The following is a 25,584-nucleotide window of genomic DNA, read 5'->3' on the forward strand; positions in this document are numbered from 1 at the left end:
TATAAGCGGCAGGAGTCGCCGCAGTGATGTATGATTGTCCTATGCCAAAATATATCATGTCTGAGACCATCATGAAGATGAAGGGGAAAACCGCGGCGCAGCTGTTCGACAGCATCCGCGCGCTGACGCAGGCGGGCGAACTGCCGCCGGGCCAGGCGCTGCCGACCGTGCGCGAGCTGGCGGCGACCTTGGGCGTCAACCGCAATACCGTGTCGCTGGCGTACAAGCGCCTGGTGACGGCCGGGATCGCGGTCACGCAAGGGCGCCTGGGCACGGCCATCCGCGCGCAGCGCGATCCCGGCGAGCAGGAAGGCCTGCTGCCCGGCTCGCCGCTGGCCGACCTGGGCGGCGGCAATCCGAACCTGGCCTGGCTGCCCGATATCGGCGCGGCCCTGGCGCGCAAGCCCTACCGCCCGCGCCTGTATGGCGAGGCCACGCTGGACCCGGCGCTGGAAGCCCTGGCGCGGCGCTGGCTGGCCGGCGATTGCCCGGAAGGGCTCGACGTCACCCTGACGAATGGGGCGGTCGATGCGGTCGAGCGCCTGCTGGGCGCGTACCTGGTCGCGGGCGACAAGGTGGCCGTGGAAGACCCCTGCTTCGTCAGCAGCATCAACACCTTGCGCATCGCGGGGCTGCACGCCGTTGGCGTGGCGGTCGATGCGGAGGGGATGCAGGCCGGGGCGCTGGAACGGGCGCTGGCGCAAGGCGCGCAAGCCGTCATCGTGACGCCGCGCGCGCACAATCCGACCGGCTGCAGCCTGAGCGCGGCACGCGCGGCTCAGCTGCGCGCCGTGCTTGCCGCCTACCCTAACGTGCTGGTCATCGTTGACGACCATTTCTCGCTGCTGTCCGTCGCCGGCTACCGGGACGTGATTCCCCCTGCCGCCCGGCGCTGGGCGCTGGTCCGTTCGGTGTCCAAGATCTTCGGCCCCGACCTGCGCCTGGCCGTCGTCGCCAGCGACGGACAGACCGCCCGCCGCCTGCGCCTGCGCCTGGCGCCCGGCACGAACTGGGTCAGCCATCTCTTGCAGGATGCCGTGAGCGCCTGCCTGTCGTCGCCGGACGTGCTGGCGCAGGTGGCCCTGGCCCGCGCAGACTATGCGCGCCGCCGCGGCATCCTGGCCGATGCGCTGGCGGCGCAAGGCCTGGTCTGCGCCAGTCCTGCCGATGGCTTGAACCTGTGGCTGCCGCTGCCGGGCAGCAGCCAGGCGGCCGTGCTGGCGCTGGCCAGGCATGGCTGGCTGGTGCGCGGTGGTGAAGCGTTCGGCGTGCAGGCGCCGGCGCAGGGATTGCGGATCACCGTGTCGAGCATGGATGAAGCGGGCGCGCAGGCGTTCGCCGGCGTGCTGGCCCAGGTGCTGGGAAGGCCATAGTTTTTTAATTCCTCGCCACAGAAAGGGAACATCATGAAAGTCCATTTCATCGTGCATGAAGCGTTCGAGGCGCCGGGCGCCTACGAGACATGGGTGCGCGAGCGCGGCTACGCGGCCACGTATTCCCGCGTCCATGCCCATGAGCCGCTGCCCCCGTCCATCGCGGACATCGACCTGCTGGTCGTCATGGGCGGGCCGCAATCGCCGTCGACGACGCGCGAGGAATGCCCGCATTTCGACGCCGCGGCCGAACAGGCCCTGATTGCCGCATGTGCGGCGGCGGGCAAGGCGGTCGTCGGCGTCTGCCTGGGGGCGCAACTGATAGGCGCAGCCCTGGGAGCACGCCAGGCGCACAGCCCTGAAAAGGAGATCGGCAAGTTCCCCGTCATGCTGACGGCGGAAGGACGGGCAAACGATAAATTCGCCCATTTCGGCGACGTGCTGGAAACCGGACATTGGCATAGCGACATGCCTGGCCTGACTGACAGCGCGAAGGTCATCGCCTGTAGCGAAGGCTGCCCCCGCCAGATCATCGAATACGGCAGGCTGGTGTACGGCTTCCAGTGCCATATGGAGTTCACGCCGGAGGTGGTCGAATTGCTGATCGCCGCGTCGGAAGCCGAACTGGCCATGCTGGAGCCGCACCGCTTCGTGCAGCCGCCAGCGGTCTTGCGCAGCCACGACTGGCACGCCATGAACGGCCAGCTGTTCGGTTTCCTTGACCGCCTCATGCAGGCGTACGCCTCGCCGTGAAAAAAAACGCCAGCATCGACGCTGGCGTTGTGGGGCAAACAGGCGAGGCGCTTATTTCTTCGGCGCGCTCAGGCATTCTTTCATGAAGGCTTTGCGGGCATCGCCCTTCATGTCCTTGGCGTCGACATTGCACGCTTTCATCTTGTTTTGCTGCGTCATGGCCGGCGCGGGCTTGGCGCTCAGGCATTCCTTCATGAAGGTCTTGCGTTCATCGCCTTTCTTGCCGGCGGCGTCCGCATTGCAGGTCGTCATCTTCGATTGTTGGGCCGTCTTGGCGACAGGCGCCGCTTCCGGTGCGGCGGCAAAGGCGGTGCTGGCAAACGCGGCGGCGATGCAGAGGGCGATTAATTGTTTCATGGCAAATCCTTGTAGACGCAGTCGGTGGAAGGGGGCGATGCAATCGGCAGAGAATGCCGATATGCAAAACGTAACTAACTATATGACATTTATCAACAAAATTTCCACTCGAGTGTGTCTTTTTGTTACTGGCAGGCAGAAGGCGCCCGCCAGCCGGCCCAGGCAGCCATGTTGCGGCGGCAGCGCCCCTGTTTTTTGCTATGCTAGCGTCTTTCCACCGGCCGATGCCGCTGCCTTGGCCGGCGCACCCTCAATACGGAGTAGTTATGGTCTCGTTGCAAGAGCAGTTTTTAAAGGCCGGCCTGGTCGACAAGAAGAAGGTCAAGCTGGCCAACCAGGACAAGAGCAAGCAGAAAAAGGACGAGCGCAAGAGCGGCACGCAAAGCGTCGACGAAGTGCGCCTGGCCGCGCTCGAGACCCAGCGCAAGAATGCCGAGCGGGCGCGCGAACTGAACGCCCAGCGCGACGCGGCCACCAACCAGAAGGCCATCGTGGCGCAGATCGCGCAAATGGTGCAAAAGAACCGCCAGAGCAAGGGCAACAACGGCGACGTGCCGTACAACTTTACATTTAATAACAAGATCGAGCGCATCTACGTGACGGCCGCCGTGCAAGCCCACCTGGTGGCGGGTCGCCTGGTCATCATCTGCCTGAACGGCGCCGTGGAACTGGTGCCGCGCATCATCGCCGACAAGATCGCCGAACGCGACCCCGCCATCGTCGTGCGCGTGAAACAGGCCAGCACGGAAGTGGACGAGGACGATCCGTATGCGGCGTTCCAGATTCCTGATGATTTGATGTGGTAAGCGGGATGTTTGCCCGGCGCTGACGGCGCCGGGGGAGTGGTTGCGGGCCGGAAACGGCCTGCGTGTTGTCTAGACAGTCCACAAACAAAAACGCCACCCGAAGGTGGCGTTTTTGAACGTGAAACGTATTCTTGGTGGCCCGGGGCGGAATCGAACCACCGACACAAGGATTTTCAATCCTCTGCTCTACCGACTGAGCTACCAGGCCAAGGTGGCGAATTATAGCAGACCAAAACGGGAATGCAAGAGCCGGCTGCGACTTTTCCCCGATTTCCTGCATGGGCATGGTTTTACTTGCTTGTAGGTCAAATATGATTTGATAGCAGCGGTATTTTTCTCAACAAAGGATGGGCGCATAGTGTGGCCATCGACATTGACTTGAGAGGATTACCGCATGAACGCCACCACAAATCGCACCGCCATCCCTGAAATCGGCCTGGGAACCTTCCGCCTGCAGGGCCAGGTCGTCATCGATTCCGTCACCACGGGTCTCGACGTCGGCTACCGCCATATCGACACGGCGCAAATCTACGGCAATGAAGCCGAAGTGGGGCAGGCGATCGCCGCCAGCCCCGTCCCGCGCGACGAACTGTTCGTCACCACCAAGATCTGGATCGAGAACCTGCAGCGCGATAAACTGATTCCCAGCCTGAAGGACAGCCTGCACAAGCTGCAGCTGGAGCAGCTGGACCTGACCCTGATCCACTGGCCGTCGCCGCAGGACGCCATTCCCGTCGCCGAGTACATGGCGGCGCTGGCGGACGCCAAGGCGCAGGGGCTGACGAAAGCCATCGGCGTATCGAATTTCACGAATGCGCAGCTGCAGCAAGCCATCGCTGCGGTGGGCGCGTCTGAAATCGCCACGCAGCAGGTCGAAATCCACCCCTTCCTGCAAAACCGCACCGTCATCGATTTTGCGCGCAGCCAGGGCATCCACATCACGGCTTACATGCCGCTCGCGTACGGCAAGGTGGTCGTCGATCCCGTCATCATGGCCATCGCGGTAAAACATGGCGTGACGCCGGCGCAAGTGGCCCTGAGCTGGTCGCTGCAGCAGGGCTTTGCCGTGATCCCGTCGTCCACCAAACGGGCCAACCTGGAAGCGAACCTGCATTTCCAGCGCATCACCCTGTCGCCGGACGAGATGGCGCAGATGGCGACCCTGGAGCGTGGCGAACGCCTGGCGAATCCGGACGGCCTGGCGCCGCAGTGGGATTGATATGGGCGCCATGACGAAGCTCGGGCAGGGCGGTTTCAGCATCGGGTTGGAACTGCCGCTCGATAATGACTGGTCGTCCACGGGGCGCCAGGCGAATGCGGCGTCCGGCCGCGTGCCGGGCGAACCGGACCTGCAACAGCATGCGGCGCTGGCAAAACTGGCCGACCGCCTCGGTTTCAGGGCCCTGTGGCTGCGCGACGTGCCTTTGTATGACCCGTCGTTCGGCGACGCGGCCCAGGTCTTCGAGGTATTTACCTATCTCGGTTACCTGGCCGGCATCACGGAGAACATCTTGCTGGGCACGGCCGCCGTGGTGCTGCCCCTGCGCGAGCCTGTATTGACGTTAAAAGCGGCGGCCAGCGTCGACCAGTTGAGCGGCGGACGTTTGCTGCTGGGCGTAGCCAGCGGCGACCGTCCTGTCGAATATCCCGTCTTCGGCCGCGACTTCGAGCAGCGCGGCGCGGCGTTCCGCGAACAGGTGGCCATGCTGCGCGACTGGGGCGAGAGGCGCCTGCCGCCCGGCATCCGTTTGCTGCCCAAGCCGTCCGCGCCCTTGCCGCTGCTGGTGGCGGGGCTGGCGCAGCAGTCGCCCGCCTGGATAGGCGAGCAAATGGATGGCTGGCTCGCCTATCCGGGTACGCCGGACGACCATGCGCGGCGCTCGGCGCAATGGCGCGCCGTCGCCGGGGAAGATAAACCCTACGTCAGCTTCATCCACCTGGGCCTGGACGAAGACCCGAATTTGCCGCTGCAGCGCTTCCGTTTTGGTGCCCGCACGGGGCGCGATGGCCTGATCGCCGAGTTGACGGCCATGCGCGACGCCGGCGTGCGGCACATCGGCTTGCAGCTGCGGCAGAACCGCCGCCCGCTGGCCGAGACGATGCAGGAGATCGCGGACCACGTGCTGCCCGTCTTTCATGGCATCGCTTGATCTGGGACACGCGTCCTGTACTTCCGGACTATCTGAAAAGGGTGGGGCAAACGCTATAATGGCCGCATGAACAGTCCCACTCCCCCTACCATGCGGCGCTTCATGCATAGCCACAGCGACGTTTGCATCGTCGGCAATGGCGCCATCGCGAAAACCACGGCGCTGGCGTTTGCCCAGGCAGGACAAAGCGTCACCCTGTTATCCCCGGTGAGCCCGCCCGCGCCCACATCCCCTTCGGCCGCCAAGCCGGTCGAGGCCAGCTGGGATGTGCGCGTGTATGCGCTCAATCACACGGCGCACCAGCTGCTGTCGTCGCTGAAGGTATGGGGCGCTCTGGAGGCCGACAGGGTGGCGCCCGTCGACGCCATGCTGGTCAACGGCGACGGCGCGCAGGCGGGCGGACTCGGTTTCGACGCGTATGGCGCCCATGTGGGCACGCTGGCGTGGATCATCGAAGACCGCAACCTGGGCCAGGCGCTGGACGCCGCCCTGAAATTTGCGCCGAACGTCAGCGTGGTGCAGGGCCGCGCCAGCCGCCTGGAATGGACGAACGACTCGGCCATCGTGCATCTCGATGGCGGCGACACCATCACTTGCGCATTGGTAGTGGGCGCGGATGGCGCCCAGTCGTGGGTGCGGGGCCAGTGCGACATCGGCCTCGATTACCGCTCCTACGGCCAGCGCGGCGTGGTCAGCAACTTCGCCTGCGAAAAGCCGCACCATGGCGCGGCCCACCAGTGGTTCACGGGCAGCGAAGGCATCGTCGCGCTGCTGCCGCTGCCGGGCGACCGCGTCTCGCTGGTCTGGTCGGCGCCCGATGCGCTGGCCGACACCTTGATGGCCGAATCGGCCGACGCCCTGGCCGCGCGCCTGGCCGCCTACTGCCACGACAAACTGGGCAAGCTGACGCCGTTGCAGCCGGAGCTGGTGCGCGCCTTCCCATTGACCCTGATGCGCCCGCACGCCATGGTGGCGCCGCGCGTGGCCCTGGTGGGCGACGCCGCCCACGTGGTGCACCCGATGGCTGGCCACGGCATGAACCTGGGTTTTGCCGACGTGGCGCAGCTGGTCAAGACGATCAGCGAACGCGAAGCGCACCGCGGCATCGGCGACGAGCGCGTGCTGGCCCGCTATGCGCGAGCGCGCAAGGAAGACGTGCTGTTGATGCAGCTGGCCACCGATGGCCTGGCGCGATTATTTGGCGCCGACCTGGAGCCGTTGCGCGTGGTTCGCAATTTGGGATTAAACTTGCTGGATAAATTACCGGCCCTGAAGCGGAAAATGATCGCGCACGCATTGGGACATCAGTAAATATCAGCGAATCTTAAGATATCGCCGGATAATGGCAGGTGTGAAAATCAAGGTCGCCGCAGCTGGTCTGCGGCGATCGTTTTGTCAAAGAGATAACGATGCCGGGCCAGAGGCGAGTCCCGCCAGGCGTTTCAAGTGGAGAAGTGATAGTGATAAAAATGAGCAGAATCGCATTGGTACTGGCCTCGGGCCTGATGATGTCGTGCGCCGGCGCGGAAACGCCAACGGAAGCGAACATCAAGAAGCTGATCGAGCCGCGTCTGGGCGAAGGCGCCAAGGTCGATTCGGTCAAGGAAACGCCGTACGGCGGCCTGTATGAAGTGCGCACGGGCGGCGACATCCTGTACACGGACAAGGCCGCGCAATACCTGTTCGTCGGCCATGTCTTCGACGCCAAGACGTCGCAAGACCTGACCAAGGTGCGCCTGGACGAAGTCAATCGCATCAAATTCTCCGACTTGCCGCTCGATTCCGCCATGAAGACCGTCAAGGGCAATGGCAAGCGCGTGATCGCCGTGTTCGAAGATCCGAACTGCGGCTATTGCAAGCGCTTCCGCCAGAACGCGCTGAAGGAAATCGACAACGTCACCGTCTACACCTTCATGTACAACATCCTGTCGCCGGACTCCATCGTCAAGTCGCGCAATGTCTGGTGTGCGCCGGACCGCAACAAGGCCTGGGATGACTGGATGTTGAACGGCAAGGCGCCAGCCACGGTGGCCGCCACCTGCGCCAATCCGCATGAAAAAATCCTGGCCCTGGGCCAGCAATTGCGCGTGTCGGGCACGCCTGCCATCTTCTTTGCCGACGGCAGCCGCATTCCGGGCGCAGTCGATGCGAAAACGCTGGAACAGAAATTCTCGACCATTAAGTAATCCGGGCTGTCGCCAGGAAGGCTGGACGGCGCGCCCTCGCAAGGCGCGCTTTTTTTTGCACTTTTTTCCGCTGTCGTATCATCAAGTGTTGTTTGTAGACGCCATAACAATTCCAAAAAGGAGAAGCAGCAGATGATTACCCTGAATATCAACGGACGCGACACGCAGGTCGATGCCGATCCTTCCACGCCCATCCTGTGGGCGCTGCGCGATAACCTGAACATGACGGGCACCAAGTTCGGCTGCGGTATGGCGCTGTGCGGCGCCTGCACGGTGCACCTCGACGGCCAGGCCATCCGCTCGTGCATCACGCCGATTTCCTCCGTCGGTACGCAAAAGATCACCACCATCGAAGCGATGGAAAACGACCAGGTGGGCAAGGCCGTGCAGGCGGCGTGGGTGCGGCACGACGTGCCGCAATGCGGCTACTGTCAAAGCGGCCAGGTGATGAGCGCCACGGCGCTGCTGCGCACCAACAAGGCGCCCAGCGATGCCGACATCGACGGCGCCATGAGCGGCAATATCTGCCGCTGCGGCACCTATCAACGGATCCGCGCCGCCATCAAGGACGCGGCCAAGACCCTGGCCTGAGGAGAGCGACATGCGTATCGAATGGTTGAATCAGGAAGCATTGCAGCATGGCGGGGTGACCCTGGGCGCGGCGTTGGCATCGGTTTCGCCGGGCGTGGCGGATGGCGTGTCGCGTCGCGGTTTCATGAAGGCGGGCGCGGTGGCCGGCGGCGGCTTGATGCTGGGCTTTTTCCTGCCAGGCGCAGGCAAGCTGGCGCAGGCGGCCGATGCCGCACCCGCCAAGCCCGTGTACGCGCCAAACGCTTTCCTGCACATCGCCCCCGATAACACGGTGACGGTGCAGGTGAACCGGCTGGAATTTGGCCAGGGAGTGCAAACGAGCTTGCCCATGCTGATCGCCGAGGAACTCGACGCCGACTGGAGCCTGGTGCACGGCGCGCTGGCGCCTGCCGGCGAGCAGTACAAGGATGCCGCCTACGGCATGCAGATGACGGGCGGTTCGGGCAGCATCGCCCATTCGTTTACGCAGTACCGCGAAATCGGCGCCAAGGCGCGCGCCATGCTGGTGGGCGCCGCCGCCGCACAATGGAAAGTCAGCCCTGACCAGGTGCGCGCCGCCAAGGGCGTGCTGTATGGCCCCGGCGGACAAAAGGCCACGTATGGCGAATTTGCCGACGCGGCCATGCGCCAACCCGTGCCCACTACCGCCAAGCTGAAGGACCCGCGCGACTTTGCCATCATCGGCAAACCCGTGAAACGCCTGGACGCGGCCGCCAAATCCACGGGCAAGCAGCAGTTCGGCATCGACTTCAAGCCGCCTGGCGCGAAAGTGGCCATGGTGGCGCGCCCGCCCGTGTTTGGCGCGAAAGTGGCGAAATTCGACGCCAACAAGGCGAAAGCCATCAAGGGCGTGCTGGACGTGCTGGAGGTCAAAACCGACCGTGGTGGCAGCGGGGTGGCCGTGATCGCCGAAGGCTACTGGCCGGCCAAACAGGGGCGCGATGCGCTGGTGATCGAATGGGACACGAGCGCCGTGGAAAAGGTCAGCAGCGACAAGCAGCTGGCCGCCTTCAAGGCCCTGGCGAAAACGCCGGGCACCGTCGCCAAACCTGCCGACATGGCCAAGCTGGCCTCGGCGCCGAAAAAGATCGAAGCCGTCTACGAATTTCCCTACCTGGCGCATGCGCCGATGGAGCCGCTCAATTGCGTCGTTGACCTGCAGGCCGACAAATGCACGATGTGGGTCGGTTCGCAATTCCAGACGGGCGACCAGGCGGCCATCGCTGCCACGTCCGGCCTGAAACCGGAGCAGGTCACCCTGCACACGATGATGGCCGGCGGCGGCTTCGGCCGGCGCGCCGTGCCCTCGTCCGATTACGTGGTCGAAGCCGTCAACGTCGCCAAGGCGTACCGGGCGGCGGGCAAGGGCGGCCCGTTAAAGCTGATGTGGAGCCGCGAGGACGATATCAAGGGCGGCTACTACCGGCCGTCGCACGTGCACCGCGCGCAGATCGGCCTCGACGCCAAAGGGAAAATCCTCGCCTGGGACCATACCATCGTGGGCCAGTCCATCATGGCCGGCACGCCGTTCGAAGCCTTCATGGTGAAAAATGGCGTCGACGGCACCATGGTCGAAGGTATGGGCGAGCCCTACACCCTGCCGATGAAACTGTCCGTGCATACGGCCAAGGCGAACGTACCCGTGCTGTGGTGGCGCTCCGTCGGCTCGACGCACACGGCCTTCGTCATGGAAACCCTGATCGACGAGGCGGCGCACGTGGCGAAGATGGACCCCGTCGCCTACCGCAAGCAGCTGATCGACGCCAAGCATACGCGCCACATCGCCGCCCTGGACCTGGCCGTGGCCAAGTCCGGCTACGGCAAGAAGAAGCTGCCGAAGGGGCAAGCCTGGGGCGTGGCCATGCACGAATCGTTCAATTCCGTGGTGGCCTATGTGGTGACGGCGTCGGTGGTACAAGGCGCACCCAAGCTGCACCAGGTATGGGCGGGCGTGCATTGCAACCTGGCCGTCAATCCCCTGACGATCGAGGCGCAAGTGCAGGGCGCCGCGCTGATGGCGCTGGGCATGACGATTCCCGGCGCAGCCATCACGCTCAAGGATGGCGTGGTGGAGCAGCAGAATTTTGGCGACTACCCCGTGCCGCGCATGCCCGACATGCCGGTAATCGAGGTGCACCTGGTGCCGTCTGGCGATGCGCCGACGGGCATGGGCGAGCCAGGCGTGCCGCCGCTGGCGCCCGCCTTCGCCAACGCGCTGTTCGCGCTGACGGGCAAGCGCCTGCGCAAGCTGCCTTTCGATTTGGCGGCCGCATGACGGTAGCGGTTTTTTGAGCACGGTCGGCATCTTGCTGGCAGCCGGAAGGGGGCGCAGGTTCGACCCTTCCGGCGTGCAGAACAAATTATTGCAGCCATTGGCGGAAGGACCGCACGCGGGTCTGCCGGTGGTGGTGGCGGCAGCGAGGAATATGCTGGCTGCCTTGCCGCGCGTGCTGGCCGTGGTGCGCCCCGACGATGCCGAGGTCGCGCGCCAGCTCGGTGCGCTGGGCTGCGAGGTGCGCGTCTGCCATGATGCCGACACGGGCATGGCCGCCTCGCTCACCTGCGCCATCGGTCACGTGCGCGGCGCGCCGGGCTGGCTGATCGCGCTGGGCGACATGCCGAGTGTGGAAGCGGCTACAATCGCCGCCTTGTCGCACGCCATCGGCGATGGCGCGCGCATCGCCGTGCCCGTGTTCCGGGGACGGCGCGGCAATCCTGTCGCGTTCAGCGCCTTTCACTTGCCGCTGCTGCTGGCACTCGATGGCGACCAGGGCGCGCGCAGCATCGTCAACAGCCATGCCGTGTGCGAAGTAGCAGTGGACGACAGCGGCATCTTGCGCGATATTGATACACCTGACGATTTGTCGCCGGCGCCTGGCGCGCCCGGGCGATTGTAGAACATCCATGCCAGACACGAGGAAAACATGAAGAAAGCACCGATTCAAAAAATCACCGCCAAGGCGGGAGCCAAGGCAAGCGGCAAAGCCACAAGCAAAGCCGCGGCAAAAACCGCAGTGAAAGCCACACCGGCCGCCGGCATCATCTACAGCATTGCCGCCGCTGACCTGGCCGGTCACATGTTCAAGGTGACGTTGACCGTCAAGTCGCCGGCCGCCATCGGTCAGGTATTTGCCTTGCCGGCCTGGATTCCGGGCAGCTACATGATCCGCGAATTTTCGCGCAATATCGTCAGCATCCGCGCCGAGTCCGATGGCAAGGCCGTGGCGCTGACCAAGCTGGACAAGCATTCGTGGCAAGCCGCCCCGTGCAAGGGCCCGTTGACCGTCGAATATGACGTGTATGCCTGGGATTTGTCCGTGCGCGCCGCCCACCTGGACCAGAATCACGGCTTCTTCAACGGCACCAGCGTGTTCCTGCGCGTGCTGGGCCAGGAGGCCGAGCCGCATGAAGTGCATATCGTGCAGCCGAAGGATGCGGCCTGCAAGACGTGGAAAGTGGCCACCACCCTGCCGGAACTGAAAGCGAAACGCTATGGATTCGGCAGCTACCAGGCGGCCAACTACGACGAGCTGATCGACCACCCGGTGGAGATGGGCGACTTCGCGCTGGCCACCTTCACCGCGCATGGCGTGCCGCACGATATCGTCGTCACGGGCAAGGTGCCGAACCTGGACCTGGACCGCCTGTGCCGCGACCTGAAAGCCATCTGCGAAACGCAGATCGCCTTCTTCGAGCCAAAGACAAAGAAAGCGCCGATGGACCGCTATGTGTTCATGACCATGGCCGTCGGCGACGGATACGGCGGCCTGGAACACCGCGCCTCGACGGCGCTGATCTGCGCGCGCGCCGACCTGCCGACGACGGCTTCAAACAGCACGGAAATCGGCGATGGCTACCTGAAATTCCTGGGCTTGTGCAGCCACGAGTACTTCCACACCTGGAACGTCAAGCGCATCAAGCCGGCCGCCTTCGCGCCGTACAACCTGCAGGCGGAAAGCTATTCGCCGCTGCTGTGGCTATTCGAGGGCTTCACCAGCTATTACGACGACCTGATGCTGGTGCGCGCTGGCCTGATCGATGAAGCGACCTATTTCAAATTGCTGGGGAAAACCGTCAACAGCGTGCTGCGCGGCAGCGGCCGCACGAAGCAAAGCGTGGCCGATTCCAGCTTCGACGCCTGGGGCAAGTACTACCGCCAGGATGAAAACGCGCCGAACGCCATCGTCAGCTACTACACCAAGGGTTCGCTGATCGCGCTGGCCTTCGATCTGACACTGCGCACGAAGACGAATGGTGAAAAGTCGCTGGACGACGTGATGCAGGCCTTGTGGCAGCGTTATGGCCGCGATTTCTACAAGGGCAAGGGAGAAGGCAAAGGCCGCGGCGTGACGCCGGCCGAAGTCGAAGCCCTGTTCGATGAAATTGCGGGCACGCGGATGAAGCCCTTCTTCGAGCGCTACATCCGCGGCACGGACGACGTGCCGCTGGCGCGCCTGCTGGCGCCGTTCGGCGTGAAATACAGCGACGCGCGCAAGGCGGAAAAGGCCAGCCTGGACGTCAACCTGGGCCGCGACGGCAACGATGCCAAGCTGGCGCAGGTGCACCAGGGCGGCGCGGCGCACGTGGCCGGTTTGTCGGCGGGCGACGTACTGGTGGCCATCGATGGCTTGCGCGTGACGGGTAACCCTGCCAACCTGGACACCTTGCTGGGCCGCTACGCCGTCGGCGCCAAGGTGGCCATCCACGCCTTCCGCCGCGACGAGCTGATGACGTTTGCAGCCGTCTTGCAAGGCGACCGCGTGCCCGGCGTCAGCCTGGCGCTGCTGCCGGCGCCGAAGAAAGCCACGGGGCCGAAGCGTCCTAGCGCGGCATGATGCTCATGCAGTAAGACAGAAAACCGGCCGTCACTGGCCGGTTTTTATTTCAAGCAGCAATTTCCCAAATGCAACTTATCCGGTGAAACTGGCGGCTTGCCATCATATTTACTGCAAATGAACTAATTTTTCTTTAACTAAACTAAAATTGCCGAACCGCTTCTTTTAGATCGCGCCCAACGTGCAAACCCTCGATCCTCGAACGATTATGCTGATGACCACGCTGATGTGCGGGGCGATGAGCATCGTCATGTTCTCGGTGTATCGCAGTTTCCGGCGCGAGGTGCATGGCCTGGGGCATTGGGCGGCCGGCTTGCTGTTGCTGGTGTGCGCGTCCCTGCTGTTCGGCACCCGCGAAGTGCTGCCGCCGGCATTGTCCATGATCGCGGCCAATGCGGCGCTGGTGGCCGGCATCGGCCTGTCGATGCTGGGCACGGAAAAATTCTTTGGCCTGGCGCCCAGCCGCCGCGCCTATCTGCTGATACTTGCCCTGGCCATCGCCGGCAATAGCTGGTGGTTGCTGGCGCACCCCGATTTCTCGGCGCGCGTGGCGGTCTTTTCCCTGCTGGTCTTCCTGTTTTATGCGCGCCAGGTGCAACTGGTGTGGCGCCACGGCGAGCGCCATTTCTCGAGTTTTTTCTTTGCCGCGCTGATGCTGATGCAAGCCGTCGTGGTGCTGGCGCGCGGCGTGTCTGCCTTGCTGCATGGCGGCGCCAGCGTGAACCTGACGGTGGCCGGCACGCCGGCCGGCATCTATCTGGCGGTCGCCAATTTCATGGCGCTGCTGCTGACGGTGGGCTTCATGACGATGGCGACGCGCCGCCTGCAGCAGATACTGGAGCGCCGCTCGACCCATGATCCGCTGACCCAGGTGCTGAACCGGCGCGGCTTTGGCGACGCCTATGCGCGCGAGATAGACAATCTGCGCCGCCGCCGCTTGCCGTTGACATTGCTCAGCATCGACCTCGATTACTTCAAATTGATCAATGACCGCCACGGTCACGCGGTGGGTGACCGGGTGCTGGCGCATGTGGCCACCGTTATCAAGGGCGCCTTGCGCGAATCGGATTGCGTGGCGCGTTTCGGCGGCGAGGAGTTCGTCGTGCTGATGCCGGACATGCCGGCGCATAATGCGTTGGGCGTGGCCGAACGCATCCGTGCCTTGCTGCGCGAGCCCAGTCATACAGGGCTGCCGCCGTGTACGGTCAGCATCGGCGTCGCTTGCCAGGCGTCGGTGGTGGAAGGGCTGGAACAGCTGTTGTCGCGCGCTGATGCGGCCCTGTACCTGGCCAAGGAACGGGGACGCGACCGTATCGAACTCGATACCGCCGCGTTTACTGTGGACCGGACAAGGTCCGCAGCTGGAATTGGTACTGGTCGTTGAACAGGAAGGTTTCGGAGAAATCGAAGGTCCGGGCGTGGCGGTGCATCAGGTGTGCCGCTGGCGGAAAGAGGGTGGGCACGCGCCGCACGGCGGCCAGCGCCGCGGCCGATGCTTCGCTGTCGCGCGAACGGTGCACGTGCACGCTTTTCAGTTCGCCGTCCGGGCCCACGCTCAGGTCGAGCACGACGATGGCAGGGAGCATGGGCGGCAGGCGCCCGCTGAACGTGTAGGCACTGTTGGCGGCCATGATCTGCTGCGCCACCAGCGACTTGTAGGCGTCGATGCTGTCCGCGAGCTGTATCGCGGCCGGCGTGCGAGGGGGCGTGGACGTGGGCGTGGACGTGCTCACCGCCGGCGGGGCCGCGGTCTGGCAGGCCGACAGCAGGCTGGCGGCGGCAAGGACGATAATTCCGTGTCTCATGCTACCAGCCTACCATGGTTTAACTGAACAGGCGTTCCAGCTCCACGCCGGGGTCGGGCGCGCGCATGAACGCTTCGCCCACGAGGAAGCTGTGGATGTGCGCATCGCGCATGCGTTGCACGTCGGCCGTGCCGTGGATGCCCGATTCCGTGATGATCAATTTGTCTTGCGGGATGCGCGGTAACAGCTTGATGGTCGTGTCGAGCGACGTTTCGAAGGTGCGCAGGTTGCGGTTGTTGATGCCGATCAATGCGCTCTTGAGTTTCAGGGCCGCCGTCAGTTCGTCGCCGTCGTGGCTTTCGATCAGCACGCCCATGCCCAGTTCGTGGGCGCACGCTTCCATTTCCGCCATCAGGCCATGGTCGAGCGCAGCGACGATCAGGAGGATGCAGTCGGCGCCCATGGCGCGCGCTTCATAGATCTGGTACATGTCGACCATGAAATCCTTGCGCAGCACGGGAATGGCGCAGGCGGCGCGCGCCTGCTGCAGGTATGCCACGGAACCCTGGAAGAACTGCTCGTCCGTCAGCACGGACAGGCAGGCCGCGCCATGCGCGGCATAGCTGGCGGCGATGTCGGCAGGGCGGAAGTCGGCGCGAATGACCCCTTTCGACGGCGACGCCTTTTTCACTTCGGCGATGATGCCGGGCTTGCCGGCGGCGATGTGCTGGCGCAGGCTCGCTTCGAAGCCGCGCAGGCCGACGCGCAGGGCGCTGTCGCTTTCCACGTCGCCGCGCAGGCTGGCCAGACTGCGGCGGGCCTTGGCCCTGGCTACTTCATCGGCTTTCACGGCCAGGATTTTATCGAGTATGTCGGACATGATGGTCGCTATTCTATAAAGGAGGGCGGCAGCTTACGCTTGTGCCGGGGTGCCCAGCTGTTGCGTGACCTGCACGAATTGCGCGAGTTTCGCCAGGGCCGCGCCCGAACTGACGGCCGTGCGCGCGCGCGCCAGGCCGTCTTCGATCGAACTGGCCACGCCGGCCGCGTACAGCGCCGTGCCCGCGTTCAGGGCCACGATGTCGGTCGCCGCACCGGGCTCGCCGCGCAGCGCTTCCATCATCTTGGCTTTCGATTCCACGGAATCGGCCACCTTCAGGTTGCGGCTGGCGATCATCGACATGCCGAAGTCTTCGGGATGGATTTCATATTCGCGGATTTCGCCGTTGACCAGTTCACCGACCATGGTGGCCGCGCCCAGCGACACTTCATCCATATTGTCGCGGCCATACACGACGATGGCGTGCTGCGCGCCCAGGCGCTGCAACACGCGCACCTGGATGCCGACCAGGTCGGCGTGGAACACGCCCATCAAAATGTTCGGCGCGCCGGCGGGATTGGTCAAGGGGCCCAGGATATTGAAGATGGTGCGCACGCCCAGTTCCTTGCGCACGGGCGCCGCATGCTTCATGGCCGCGTGGTGGTTGGGCGCGTACATGAAGCCGATGCCCGTTTGCGCGATCGACTGGGCGATCTGCTCGGGCTGCAGGTTGATGTTGACGCCCAGCGAGTCCAGCACGTCGGCGCTGCCGGACGAGGAAGAGACGCTGCGCCCGCCATGCTTGGCCACGCGCGCACCGGCTGCCGCCGCCACGAACATCGAGGCGGTGGAAATATTGAACGTGTGCGCGCCGTCACCGCCCGTGCCGACGATGTCGAGCAGGTTGGTGGTGTCGGCCATGGGCACCTTGGTGGAAAACTCGCGCATCACTTGCGCGGCCGCGGCGATTTCGCCGATGGTTTCCTTTTTCACGCGCAAGCCCATGGTGAGGGCGGCGATCATGGTGGGCGACATTTCGCCGGACATGATCTGGCGGAACAGGTACAGCATTTCGTCGTGAAAGATTTCGCGGTGTTCGATGCAGCGCAGCAGGGCTTCTTGTGGTGTGATCGGCATGATGCTTCCTTCTTCAATGATGGCGCAGGAGGACACTGATGGCACGCCGTGGCGTGCGCGGAAAATCAGCGCTCGAGAAAGTTCTTCAGCAGGGCGTGGCCGTGCTCCGAGAGGATCGATTCGGGGTGGAACTGCACGCCCTCGATATCGTATTCCCGGTGGCGCACGCCCATGATTTCGCCGTCGTCCGTCCACGCCGTCACTTCCAGGCAGGAAGGCAGCGAGGCGCGTTCGATCGCCAAAGAGTGGTAGCGGATCACTGTGAAGGGGCTGGGGATGTCCTTGAAGACGCCCACGCCCGTATGCGCGATGAGGGAAGTCTTGCCATGCATGACTTGCTTGGCGCGGATGACGTTGCCGCCAAACGCTTCGCCGATGGCCTGGTGGCCCAGGCACACGCCCAGTATCGGTTTCTTGCCGGCGAAGTGCTTGAGCACTTCCACGGAAATGCCCGCCTGTGCCGGCGCTTTCGGACCGGGCGAGATGCAGATGCGGTCCGGGTTCAGCGCCTCGATCTGTGCGATCGTGATTTCATCGTTGCGGTAGACCCGCACGTCTTCGCCCAACTCGCCGAAATACTGCACGATGTTGTAGGTGAAGGAGTCGTAGTTGTCGATCATCAGCAGCATCTTAAAACCCTCCATCCAGGCCATCTTGCACTTGTTCGGCGGCGCGCAGTACGGCGCGCGCCTTGTTTTCCGTTTCCTGCCATTCCATTTCGGGGATGGAGTCGGCCACGATGCCGGCCGCGGCCTGCACGTACAGCATGCCGTCCTTGACCACGCCCGTGCGGATGGCGATCGCGACATCCATTTCGCCGCCAAACGACAGGTAGCCGCAGGCGCCGCCGTAGATGCCGCGCTTGGTGATTTCCAGTTCGTCGATCACTTCCATGGCGCGCACTTTCGGCGCGCCCGTCAGGGTGCCGGCGGGGAAGGTCGCGCGCAGCACGTCCAGGTTCGACAGGCCATCCTTCAGCTTGCCTTCCACGTTCGAAACGATGTGCTGCACGTGCGAGTATTTTTCGATGACCATGCGGTCGGTGACTTGCACGCTGCCCGTCTCGGCGATGCGGCCGATATCGTTGCGCGCCAGGTCGATCAGCATCACGTGCTCGGCGATCTCTTTCGGGTCGGCCAGCAGCTCGGCCGACAATTCGGCGTCGCGCTCTGGCGTGGCGCCGCGCGGACGGGTGCCGGCGATGGGGCGCAGGGTGACTTTCTTGCCGCCGTCCGCCGTCTTCTCGTTGCGCACCAGAATTTCCGGCGAGGCGCCGATGATCTGCATGTCACCGAAATTATAGAAGTACATATACGGCGACGGGTTGAGCGAACGCAAGGCGCGGTACAGAGTCAGCGGCGAATCGACGTAAGGTTTGCGGATGCGCTGGCCGATCTGCACCTGCATCAGGTCGCCCGCCATCACGTATTCATGCGCCTTGGCGACGGCCTTCAGGTAGTCTTCCTTGGAAAAGTCGCGGATGGTTTCCGTGCGCACGGAAGCGCTGGTGACAGGCGCATCGACACCGCGGCGCAGCATCATGCGCAAGTCCTTCAGGCGCTGCTGCGCTTTCGAAAACGATTCGGGTTGCGTGGTGTCGGCGTAGACGATCAGGTAGAGTTTGCCGGACAGGTTGTCGATGACGGCCAGTTCTTCCGTCACCATCAGCTGGATGTCGGGCAGCTTCAAGTCGTCTTTCGGCGCGCCGCCGGCGAGTTTCTTCTCGATGTGGCGCACGGTGTCGTAGCCGAAGTAGCCGGCCAGGCCGCCGCAGAAGCGCGGCATGCCGGGGCGCAGGGCCACCTTGAAGCGCGACTGGAATTGTTCGATGAAGTCGAGCGGATTGCCTTCGTGTTCTTCGATTACGGTGCCGTTCTTGACGATTCCGGTGCGTTTGCCATAGCTGCGCAACACGGTCGTGGCGGGCAAGCCGATGAAGGAATAGCGGCCGAAGCGTTCGCCGCCGACGACGGATTCGAGCAGGAAGGTGTTCTTGCCGCCTTGTTGGGACTGTGCCAGTTTCAGGTACAGGGTGAGCGGGGTTTCCAGGTCGGCGAACGCTTCCGCGATCAGGGGGATGCGGTTGTAGCCTTGCTGGGCCAGCGATTTGAATTCGAGTTCGGTCATGTTTCTCTCCATGCCGTCAGGGTATGAGTGTGCATAGTGCACAAACCCTGCGGTGGGTTATCAAAAAACTTGCCGGGACACGCAACGTGCGCAATATGCGCAAACGACGTGTGTACAACCGGCAGCAATCGTAACGGCTCGGCCCTTAAGCCTGCCAGGATTGCCAGCGTCGCCAAAGCCAGGCCTCAATCGAGCCGGTTTGGGTGACATTGTGTTTTTTGATGAGAAACGTGTTCACGATATGGTGTTGGGTTTGGTCAGTATGCCGGTTAGTTTTGCATGCCAATAAAACGGGCTGCTTCGAGCAGTGTCTTTACTATACCATCGGAATCGGTATCGTGTATAGAGTGTCCGTGATTGTAGCCATACGGTACCGTCAGTACGGGGCAAGCCGCAGCCCTGGCCGCTTGCGCGTCATTCGAGGAGTCGCCGATGGCCACCACTTTGGATGGCGGCAGGTCGAAGTCCGCGCACACTTGCAGCAGCGGCATGGGGTGCGGTTTTTTCTTCGGCAGCGAATCGCCGCCGTAGACGATCTCGAAATACTGGTCCAGGTTTTTCAGTTTCAGCAGGGGCAGGGCGAAGGCGATCGGCTTGTTTGTGACGCAGGCCAGGCGCAGGCCCGCCGCCTGCATCGCCGCCAGCCCTGCTTCGACCTCCGGATACAGGGTGCTGAACTGGCCGTTGATGGCCAGGTAGTGACGCTGGTAGCCCTCCATCGCCTGCTCGAAACGCTGTTCCACGCCGGCGTCATCGAAGTCGAGCGCCAGCACGGTGCGGATCAGGTTTTCCGAGCCCTTGCCCACCATCAACTTGATGGCGTCGGCGCTGATGGGCGCCAGGTCCAGTTCGGCGCGCATGCCATTGATGGCGACATGAAAATCGGGCACGGTGTCGAGCATCGTGCCATCGAGGTCGATGATGGCGGCGCGCACGCCAGCCAGTACGTGGTCTTTCACCGTGCCCGCCTGCATCAGTTGCCCACCGTTTTGGCCAGCTCGGCGCGCATGGCGTCGATGACTGCCTTGTAGTCCGGCTTGCCGAAGATGGCCGAGCCGGCGACAAAGGTATCGGCGCCGGCGGCGGCAGCGGCGGCGATGTTGTCGATCTTGATGCCGCCATCGACTTCCAGCATGATGTCACGGCCCGATTCGTCGATCATGCGGCGCGCTTCGGCGATTTTCTTCAGCGCTTGCGGAATGAAGGACTGGCCGCCGAAGCCCGGGTTGACGGACATGATCAGGATGATGTCGATCTTGTCCATCACGTGTTCCAGGTAATGCAGCGGCGTGCCCGGGTTGAAAACCAGGCCCGATTTGCAGCCATTGTCGCGGATCAACTGCAAGGAACGATCGACGTGATCCGACGCTTCCGGGTGAAAGGTGATGATGTTCGCGCCAGCCTTGGCGAAATCCGGGATAATGCGATCGACAGGCTTGACCATCAGATGCACATCGATGGGCACTTGCACGTGCGGGCGAATCGCTTCGCACACCAGCGGGCCGATGGTCAGGTTCGGCACGTAATGGTTATCCATCACGTCGAAGTGGATGATGTCGGCGCCTGCGGTAACGACGTTGCGCACTTCCTCGCCCAGGCGGGCAAAGTCGGCGGACAGGATGCTGGGAGCGATACGGAATGTTGTCATGGTGAAGTAGCCAAAGGATAGAAAATGCGATTTGCGCTATTTTACGCCTGACGCCGTTACCATGCCTCATTGAAGTACGGTGAAATACAGAATACGCATCGCGCGATGGCCAATGCGGCGCGCGCGACACACAATATGACTGGCAATGTCTGAAGAGGAATGACGATGGCGACTTATGAATTTACGGTAACGGTCAAAACGCAATATCTGCCCGATCAATCGGCACCGGACCAGGGGCGGCACGTGTTCAGCTACACGATCCGCGTCGTCAACACGGGCACGGCTGGCGCGCAACTGATTTCGCGCCACTGGGTCATCACGGATGCAAACAACAAGGTGGAAGAGGTGCGCGGCCTGGGCGCCGTCGGTCACCAGCCGCTGTTGCAGCCGGGCGAGCAGTTCGAATACACGAGCGGCACCATGCTGGGCACGCCGCAAGGCTCGATGCACGGCGAATACTTCTGCGTGGCCGAAGACGGCCATCAGTTCGAAGCGCCGATTCCCGAGTTCGTGCTGTCGGTGCCGCGCACCCTGCATTAAGGAAACGCCGGGGGCTTGCCCCCTTATTTCAGTTTTTCGGTGGCGTCCTGTTCTTCACTGAGGTGCTTGCGCGCCGGCGGTGCGGGCTTTTTGCCCGAATACATGGTCCACCAGACTATAAATGCCAGCAAGAAGAACGCCACCAGCGCCTCTATCATCAAGATCCACATACGCATCCCTATGTTATTTACCCGCAGCCCATTTACCAGCCGTCTGTTTACACGCGGTAGTCTACCCGTTTCAATCGGCGCCGTCGCGCTTGTCTTGTCCGCCTGCACCACGCCGCCCGTCGCGCCGCCCGCTGCTTCCAGCGGCAAGGCGCCCGCCATTGCGCCGACCGTCGTCAAGCCTGTGCCTGCCAAGCCGGCCGATGCCAAGGATGCCACGGACGTGGCGGCGCCCACCTTCGTGCCCGCCAAGTTTGCCGCCTTGCCAGGCTGGGCCCGCGACGACATGCGCGCCGCCTGGCCCGCCTTCATGGCTTCGTGCGGCGTGCTGGTGAAACGGCCGGACTGGAAGGAATCGTGCACGATTGCGCGCCAGGTCAATGCCGACAGCGACAAGGCCATCCGCCTGTTTTTCGAGACCTTCTTTGTGCCAAATCAAGTCGTCACCGCCGATGGCGCCAATACTGGACTGGTGACCGGTTATTACGAGCCATTGCTGCACGGCGCGCGCAAGCGCGGCGGTCCATACCAGACACCGCTGTACAAGGTGCCTGACGATCTGGTTTCGGTGGACTTGTCCGGCGTGTATCCGGAACTGAAAAACATGCGCTTGCGGGGTAAGCTGGTCGGCAAGAAGGTGATACCGTACGCAACCCGCGCCGACATCGAGCGCGCCACGTCCGTCACTGGCAAGGAATTGCTGTGGGTGGATGACGAAGTCGAGGCGTTCTTCCTGCAAGTGCAGGGTTCCGGGCGCGTACAGCTGACCGATACGCAGGAAACCGTGCGCGTGGCGTATGCGGATCAAAACGGCCATCCATACAAATCGATCGGCCGCTACCTGGTCGACAAGGGCGAGCTGACCCTGAGCCAGGCGTCCGCGCAGGGCATCAAGGCGTGGATCGCCGGCCATCCCACGCGCAAGGATGAATTGTTCAACGCCAACCCGAGCTATGTCTTCTTCAAGGAAGAGCGCTTGCCCGATCCGAAAGTGGGGCCGAAGGGCGCGCTGGGCGTGCCGCTGACGCCGCAGCGCTCGGTGGCCATCGATTCGCGCTTCCTGCCGCTGGGCGCGCCCGTGTTCTTGTCCACCACGCAAGCCAATAGCGAGATTCCCATGCAGCGCCTGGTGATGGCGCAGGATACGGGTGGCGCCATTCGCGGGCCGATCCGTGTCGATTATTTCTTTGGCTTTGGCGCGGAAGCGGCCGAGAATGCGGGCCGCATGAAACAGAGCGGCGCCGTGTGGGTGTTGTTGCCGAAGCAGGCGCCGGCGCGCTGAGTTTCTCGCGGCGCCGGGCGGGGATTGCGCTAGCGCAAGGTTAGCGCAGGACCATGACTGGCAGATGGGTATGCGCCAGCACTTTTTGCGTTTCGCTGCCCACGAACAGCTTGTTCAAGCCCTTGCGGCCATGCGAGGCCATCAGGATGATGTCGCAATGGTAGGTTTGCGCCGCATTGACGATTTCATCGTGCGGGCTCGGCGATACGGCCACCACGCCTTCGAAAGGCACGCCAGCAGCGCTTGCCGCTGCGCCGATCTTGTCGATGGCGCGTTGTGACGCTTCCTGCATCTGCTGTTCATACAGGCTGGCGTCGAGCACGATGCCGCCGTCGGCCATCGGCGAGAACGGGAAGGGCTGCACCACGCTGATGGCGACCAGCTTGGCTTTGTTCAGTTGGGCGAAGGCGAGGGCGGTCTCGGCGGCTTTGTCGGACAACGGCGAGCCGTCGGTGGGAAATAAGATGGTGTTAAACATAGCGTGCTCCTCAAGTGATGTAAGACAGCTTATGGATTTACATCAATTAAAACCTTGATATAAATCAAACCTCACAGGCTTTGGCGTGAATAGTGTCGCCAAGGCAATCTTTTAGCAGTGTATGCCCGTTCATCGCTTCAGGTGCGCACGCTACGCAGCGGCGTGCCCCACACCATGGCCACCGTCAACAGGATGCTGCCGGCCGCGATGCAAGCGAGACCATTGCGCACGCCAAAGTGTTCCGCGATCCAGCCGGCGGCCAGCGCGCCCAGCGGCGCCGTCGCCACCGTCAGGAAGCGCATGGTCGACGTCATGCGGCCCAGCATGGGATCGGGCGTCACCTTCTGGCGTAGGCCCAGGTAGGGAATAAAGAACAGCATCACGCCGCAATCGAAAAAGAACATCAATATGGCATACGCCACGGCGCTGGCGGCCGCGCTGCCGAACAGTGCTGCCGGAATCGTTGGCGTCAGGGCAAAGCACACGGAGGTGGATGCCAGGCCGATCAGGATGGTGCGGCCGGCGCCGTAGCGCTTCGTCAATGGCTTGACGATGAAGGCGCTGAGCAAGACGCCGGCGCCGCCCAGCATCTGCGTCATGCCCAGCACGCCAGGGTTCATGCCCAGGTCGCGCGTGGCGAACAGCACCGTCAAGGCCATGCTGGCGTAAAACAGGAAGTGCCAGATGCCGGCGCCCCAGGCCAGCGCGCGCAGCAGCGGTTCGCGCCACACGAACAGCAAGCCGTCGGCGATGTCGCGCAAGGCGTGCTTGTCGGATGGCGCCGGCCGTGGATCGCGCACGCTCATGGCGCGCAAATTGAAGACGGAAATCAGATAACCGCACGCCGTGCACAGGATGGCGACGGGCGCGGACAAGACCTGCACCAGCACGCCGGCCAGGCCGGGACCGATCAGGCGCGACGCCGATTCGGTGGCGGCAAATTTCGACTGCGCATCGATCAAGCCATCGCGGCCCACGAGGAAAGTCAGAAACACCTGCTCGGCACCGCCGCCCACGACGAAGCCCGTGCCGATGATGAACCCTACTATATATAACCACGGCATCGACAGCACGCCGCACCAGTAAGCCACTGCCACGCTGGCCAGGGCCAGGCCGGACATGCTTTCGCTGAACAGCATGATCGGGTGCTTGCTGCGCCGGTCCAGCAGCACGCCGACGGGCAAGCCGAACAGGGCGAACGGCAGCGCCTGCAAGGCAACCAGCACGCCCATCTGTTCCGGCGTCGCATGCAATAACAGTACCGCACACAGGGGCAGGGCCAGCGAGGTGATCTGGGCGCCGAAGCAATTGAGGCCGTTGCTGAACCACAGGCGGCGGAAATTGACGCTGGCGGCGCTGCCGTCGCCGCGCAGGTAATGGGTGCAGTACTGGAAGAGGGAGGAGAAAATATCTTGCTCGATATGAAAATGATCAGGCTCACAATAATAGCAGCGCACCTGCCGCGCCGCTGCCGTTAGCCGCTACAATCGTTGTCACCGTGTTCATCCAGAGGAGACTATATGCAATACGAAGACTTGATCATCGATATCCAGGACAAAGTGGCGGTCATCCGCCTGAATCGCCCGAAGGCCTTGAATGCCTTGAACGACAACATGATGAATGAGCTGGGCGACGCCTTGCTGAAGTTCGACGCGGATGACAATATCGGCTGCATCGTGCTCACTGGCAACGAAAAAGCGTTTGCCGCCGGCGCCGATATCGCCGCCATGGCCGATTACACCTACCCGGACACCTTTACCCAGGGCTACATCAGCCGCAACTGGGAACATATCTTGCGCGTGCGCAAACCTGTGGTGGGTGCGGTGGCCGGCTATGCGCTCGGTGGCGGTTGCGAACTGGCCATGATGTGCGATTTCCTGATCGCCGCCGACAGCGCCAAATTTGGCCAGCCGGAAATCAAGGTCGGCGTCACGCCGGGCGCGGGCGGCACGCAGCGTTTGCCGCGCGCCATCGGCAAGGCCAAGGCCATGGATCTGCTGTTGACGGCGCGCACCATCGATGCCGCCGAGGCGGAGCGCATCGGCCTGGTGTCGCGCGTCGTGCCGGCCGATAAGTTGCTGGAAGAAACCCTGTCTGCCGCCAAGACTATCGCCGCCATGCCGACCTCGGTGGCCATGATGATCAAGGATTGCGTCAACCGCGCGTTTGAAACCACCTTGACGGATGGTGTCGCCTACGAGCGCCGCTTGTTCCAGGCCACCTTCGGTACGCCTGCACAAAAAGAAGGCATGCACGCTTTTCTGGAAAAGCGCTTGCCAAACTTCGACGGTCTTTGATATGATTCGCCTCCCCGATGAGACGCACTGGTTTGCGGCACAAAAGGGACAGCCTTCAAGGGCTGGGTAGTAAAAAAGAAGGTTGACGAAATGGCCGAAACGCTTCATACTCTTCCTTCTTCGCAGCTGACAAACACAACGCTTTGTCGATAGCGCGAAAGCAGTAACTGAATACAGTTCTTTAACAATTAACAGTCGATAAGTGTGGGCATTTGATGTAAGTGCAGCGTCAATCTTCGGATTGGCGTAATACTTAAAATATATCAAATGTTCACAAGAAATAATGAAATAG

General features: G+C 63.0%; 26 protein-coding genes and 1 tRNA gene. 15 read left to right on the forward strand and 12 right to left on the reverse strand.

Translation table 11 applies throughout. The annotated features are described in order from the left end of the window. Positions 1 to 71: 71 nt before the first annotated feature. Together ptsJ and O3300_RS20490 are read left to right on the forward strand one after the other, a co-directional pair. Complete coding sequence (ptsJ, locus tag O3300_RS20485) at positions 72 to 1,373, forward strand: transcriptional regulator PtsJ (RefSeq protein ID WP_305053972.1); 1,302 nt, start codon at positions 72 to 74, stop codon at positions 1,371 to 1,373. A gap of 33 nt (positions 1,374 to 1,406) precedes the next feature. Then, the gene (locus O3300_RS20490) at positions 1,407 to 2,126 is read left to right on the forward strand and encodes a GMP synthase (protein ID WP_099665576.1); all 720 of its coding nucleotides are present in this window, start codon (positions 1,407 to 1,409) and stop codon (positions 2,124 to 2,126) included. Positions 2,127 to 2,177: 51 nt separating this feature from the next. On the opposite strand, the gene O3300_RS20495 is transcribed toward O3300_RS20490, so the two are convergent. After that, complete coding sequence (locus O3300_RS20495; RefSeq protein ID WP_046682222.1) at positions 2,178 to 2,483, reverse strand: PsiF family protein; 306 nt, start codon at positions 2,481 to 2,483, stop codon at positions 2,178 to 2,180. Positions 2,484 to 2,749: 266 nt separating this feature from the next. Here O3300_RS20495 and O3300_RS20500 point away from each other — a divergent pair, with 266 nt between their 5' ends. Beyond that, complete coding sequence (locus O3300_RS20500) at positions 2,750 to 3,289, forward strand: DUF2058 domain-containing protein (RefSeq protein WP_305053952.1); 540 nt, start codon at positions 2,750 to 2,752, stop codon at positions 3,287 to 3,289. Between the two features lie 132 nt (positions 3,290 to 3,421). Here O3300_RS20500 and O3300_RS20505 read toward each other — a convergent pair. Continuing rightward, a tRNA-Phe gene (locus O3300_RS20505) sits at positions 3,422 to 3,497 on the reverse strand. Between the two features lie 186 nt (positions 3,498 to 3,683). Between O3300_RS20505 and dkgB the strand changes: the two genes are divergently transcribed. From dkgB to O3300_RS20550, 9 genes are all read left to right on the forward strand, one after another. Further along, positions 3,684 to 4,508, forward strand: a complete 825-nt coding sequence (dkgB, locus tag O3300_RS20510; RefSeq protein ID WP_305053953.1) for a 2,5-didehydrogluconate reductase DkgB — start codon at positions 3,684 to 3,686, stop codon at positions 4,506 to 4,508. A 10-nt stretch (positions 4,509 to 4,518) separates the two neighbouring features. After that, positions 4,519 to 5,439, forward strand: a complete 921-nt coding sequence (locus tag O3300_RS20515; protein ID WP_369812304.1) for an LLM class oxidoreductase — start codon at positions 4,519 to 4,521, stop codon at positions 5,437 to 5,439. Between the two features lie 66 nt (positions 5,440 to 5,505). After that, positions 5,506 to 6,750 (forward strand): FAD-dependent monooxygenase, encoded by a 1,245-nt coding sequence (locus O3300_RS20520; RefSeq protein WP_251349245.1) that lies wholly within the window; start codon positions 5,506 to 5,508, stop codon positions 6,748 to 6,750. A 158-nt stretch (positions 6,751 to 6,908) separates the two neighbouring features. Then, a complete protein-coding gene (locus O3300_RS20525) occupies positions 6,909 to 7,625 on the forward strand; it encodes a DsbC family protein (protein WP_034785648.1) in 717 nt (238 codons plus the stop codon). A gap of 132 nt (positions 7,626 to 7,757) precedes the next feature. Then, positions 7,758 to 8,216: a (2Fe-2S)-binding protein gene (locus tag O3300_RS20530; RefSeq protein WP_289899392.1), complete on the forward strand. Its 459-nt coding sequence runs from the start codon at positions 7,758 to 7,760 to the stop codon at positions 8,214 to 8,216. Between the two features lie 10 nt (positions 8,217 to 8,226). Continuing rightward, positions 8,227 to 10,491 carry a xanthine dehydrogenase family protein molybdopterin-binding subunit gene (locus O3300_RS20535; protein WP_305053955.1) on the forward strand — a complete coding sequence of 755 codons (2,265 nt, stop codon included), beginning with the start codon at positions 8,227 to 8,229 and terminating at the stop codon, positions 10,489 to 10,491. A gap of 13 nt (positions 10,492 to 10,504) precedes the next feature. Then, entirely contained in the window at positions 10,505 to 11,113 is a 609-nt protein-coding gene (locus O3300_RS20540) for a nucleotidyltransferase family protein (RefSeq protein ID WP_305053956.1), read from the forward strand. 27 nt (positions 11,114 to 11,140) lie between these two features. Further along, positions 11,141 to 13,051: a M61 family metallopeptidase gene (locus O3300_RS20545; protein WP_305053957.1), complete on the forward strand. Its 1,911-nt coding sequence runs from the start codon at positions 11,141 to 11,143 to the stop codon at positions 13,049 to 13,051. A gap of 214 nt (positions 13,052 to 13,265) precedes the next feature. Then, positions 13,266 to 14,435 (forward strand): GGDEF domain-containing protein, encoded by a 1,170-nt coding sequence (locus tag O3300_RS20550; protein WP_305053958.1) that lies wholly within the window; start codon positions 13,266 to 13,268, stop codon positions 14,433 to 14,435. On the opposite strand, the gene O3300_RS20555 is transcribed toward O3300_RS20550, so the two are convergent. The 7 genes from O3300_RS20555 to rpe form a co-directional block, all read right to left on the reverse strand. Beyond that, the gene (locus O3300_RS20555; protein ID WP_305053959.1) at positions 14,386 to 14,856 is read right to left on the reverse strand and encodes a hypothetical protein; all 471 of its coding nucleotides are present in this window, start codon (positions 14,854 to 14,856) and stop codon (positions 14,386 to 14,388) included. The two genes, O3300_RS20550 and O3300_RS20555, sit on opposite strands and share 50 nt — an antisense overlap. A 19-nt stretch (positions 14,857 to 14,875) precedes the next feature. Continuing rightward, positions 14,876 to 15,676: an indole-3-glycerol phosphate synthase TrpC gene (trpC, locus tag O3300_RS20560; protein ID WP_305053960.1), complete on the reverse strand. Its 801-nt coding sequence runs from the start codon at positions 15,674 to 15,676 to the stop codon at positions 14,876 to 14,878. Between the two features lie 33 nt (positions 15,677 to 15,709). Continuing rightward, positions 15,710 to 16,753: an anthranilate phosphoribosyltransferase gene (gene trpD, locus O3300_RS20565; protein ID WP_305053961.1), complete on the reverse strand. Its 1,044-nt coding sequence runs from the start codon at positions 16,751 to 16,753 to the stop codon at positions 15,710 to 15,712. A gap of 65 nt (positions 16,754 to 16,818) precedes the next feature. Beyond that, entirely contained in the window at positions 16,819 to 17,382 is a 564-nt protein-coding gene (locus O3300_RS20570) for an aminodeoxychorismate/anthranilate synthase component II (RefSeq protein WP_305053962.1), read from the reverse strand. A gap of 1 nt (position 17,383) precedes the next feature. Continuing rightward, complete coding sequence (gene trpE / locus O3300_RS20575; protein WP_305053963.1) at positions 17,384 to 18,880, reverse strand: anthranilate synthase component I; 1,497 nt, start codon at positions 18,878 to 18,880, stop codon at positions 17,384 to 17,386. Between the two features lie 269 nt (positions 18,881 to 19,149). Beyond that, complete coding sequence (locus tag O3300_RS20580) at positions 19,150 to 19,854, reverse strand: phosphoglycolate phosphatase (protein WP_305053964.1); 705 nt, start codon at positions 19,852 to 19,854, stop codon at positions 19,150 to 19,152. Further along, entirely contained in the window at positions 19,854 to 20,528 is a 675-nt protein-coding gene (gene rpe / locus O3300_RS20585; RefSeq protein WP_077399332.1) for a ribulose-phosphate 3-epimerase, read from the reverse strand. The genes O3300_RS20580 and rpe overlap by 1 nt, the downstream gene beginning before the upstream one ends. 165 nt (positions 20,529 to 20,693) lie before the next feature. Here rpe and apaG point away from each other — a divergent pair, with 165 nt between their 5' ends. Beyond that, complete coding sequence (gene apaG, locus O3300_RS20590) at positions 20,694 to 21,068, forward strand: Co2+/Mg2+ efflux protein ApaG (RefSeq protein WP_034785627.1); 375 nt, start codon at positions 20,694 to 20,696, stop codon at positions 21,066 to 21,068. Between the two features lie 23 nt (positions 21,069 to 21,091). Here apaG and O3300_RS20595 read toward each other — a convergent pair whose 3' ends face one another. Continuing rightward, positions 21,092 to 21,226: a hypothetical protein gene (locus O3300_RS20595; RefSeq protein WP_305053965.1), complete on the reverse strand. Its 135-nt coding sequence runs from the start codon at positions 21,224 to 21,226 to the stop codon at positions 21,092 to 21,094. 106 nt (positions 21,227 to 21,332) lie between these two features. On the opposite strand from O3300_RS20595, the gene O3300_RS20600 reads away from it, so the two are divergent. Continuing rightward, positions 21,333 to 22,517 carry a murein transglycosylase A gene (locus tag O3300_RS20600; protein ID WP_306558300.1) on the forward strand — a complete coding sequence of 395 codons (1,185 nt, stop codon included), beginning with the start codon at positions 21,333 to 21,335 and terminating at the stop codon, positions 22,515 to 22,517. Positions 22,518 to 22,557: 40 nt separating this feature from the next. Here the strand turns inward: O3300_RS20600 and O3300_RS20605 are convergent, their stop codons facing one another. Next, positions 22,558 to 22,995 (reverse strand): universal stress protein, encoded by a 438-nt coding sequence (locus O3300_RS20605; protein WP_034785626.1) that lies wholly within the window; start codon positions 22,993 to 22,995, stop codon positions 22,558 to 22,560. A 137-nt stretch (positions 22,996 to 23,132) separates the two neighbouring features. Beyond that, on the reverse strand, positions 23,133 to 24,452 hold the full coding sequence (locus O3300_RS20610) for an MFS transporter (RefSeq protein ID WP_305053966.1): 1,320 nt from the start codon (positions 24,450 to 24,452) through the stop codon (positions 23,133 to 23,135). A 63-nt stretch (positions 24,453 to 24,515) separates the two neighbouring features. Here O3300_RS20610 and O3300_RS20615 point away from each other — a divergent pair, with 63 nt between their 5' ends. Further along, positions 24,516 to 25,292 (forward strand): enoyl-CoA hydratase, encoded by a 777-nt coding sequence (locus tag O3300_RS20615; RefSeq protein WP_305053967.1) that lies wholly within the window; start codon positions 24,516 to 24,518, stop codon positions 25,290 to 25,292. Positions 25,293 to 25,584: the final 292 nt, after the last annotated feature.

This window comes from Janthinobacterium sp. SUN206, assembly GCF_030587305.1.
In the GTDB taxonomy this organism is placed as follows: Bacteria; Pseudomonadota; Gammaproteobacteria; order Burkholderiales; family Burkholderiaceae_D; genus Janthinobacterium; species Janthinobacterium kumbetense.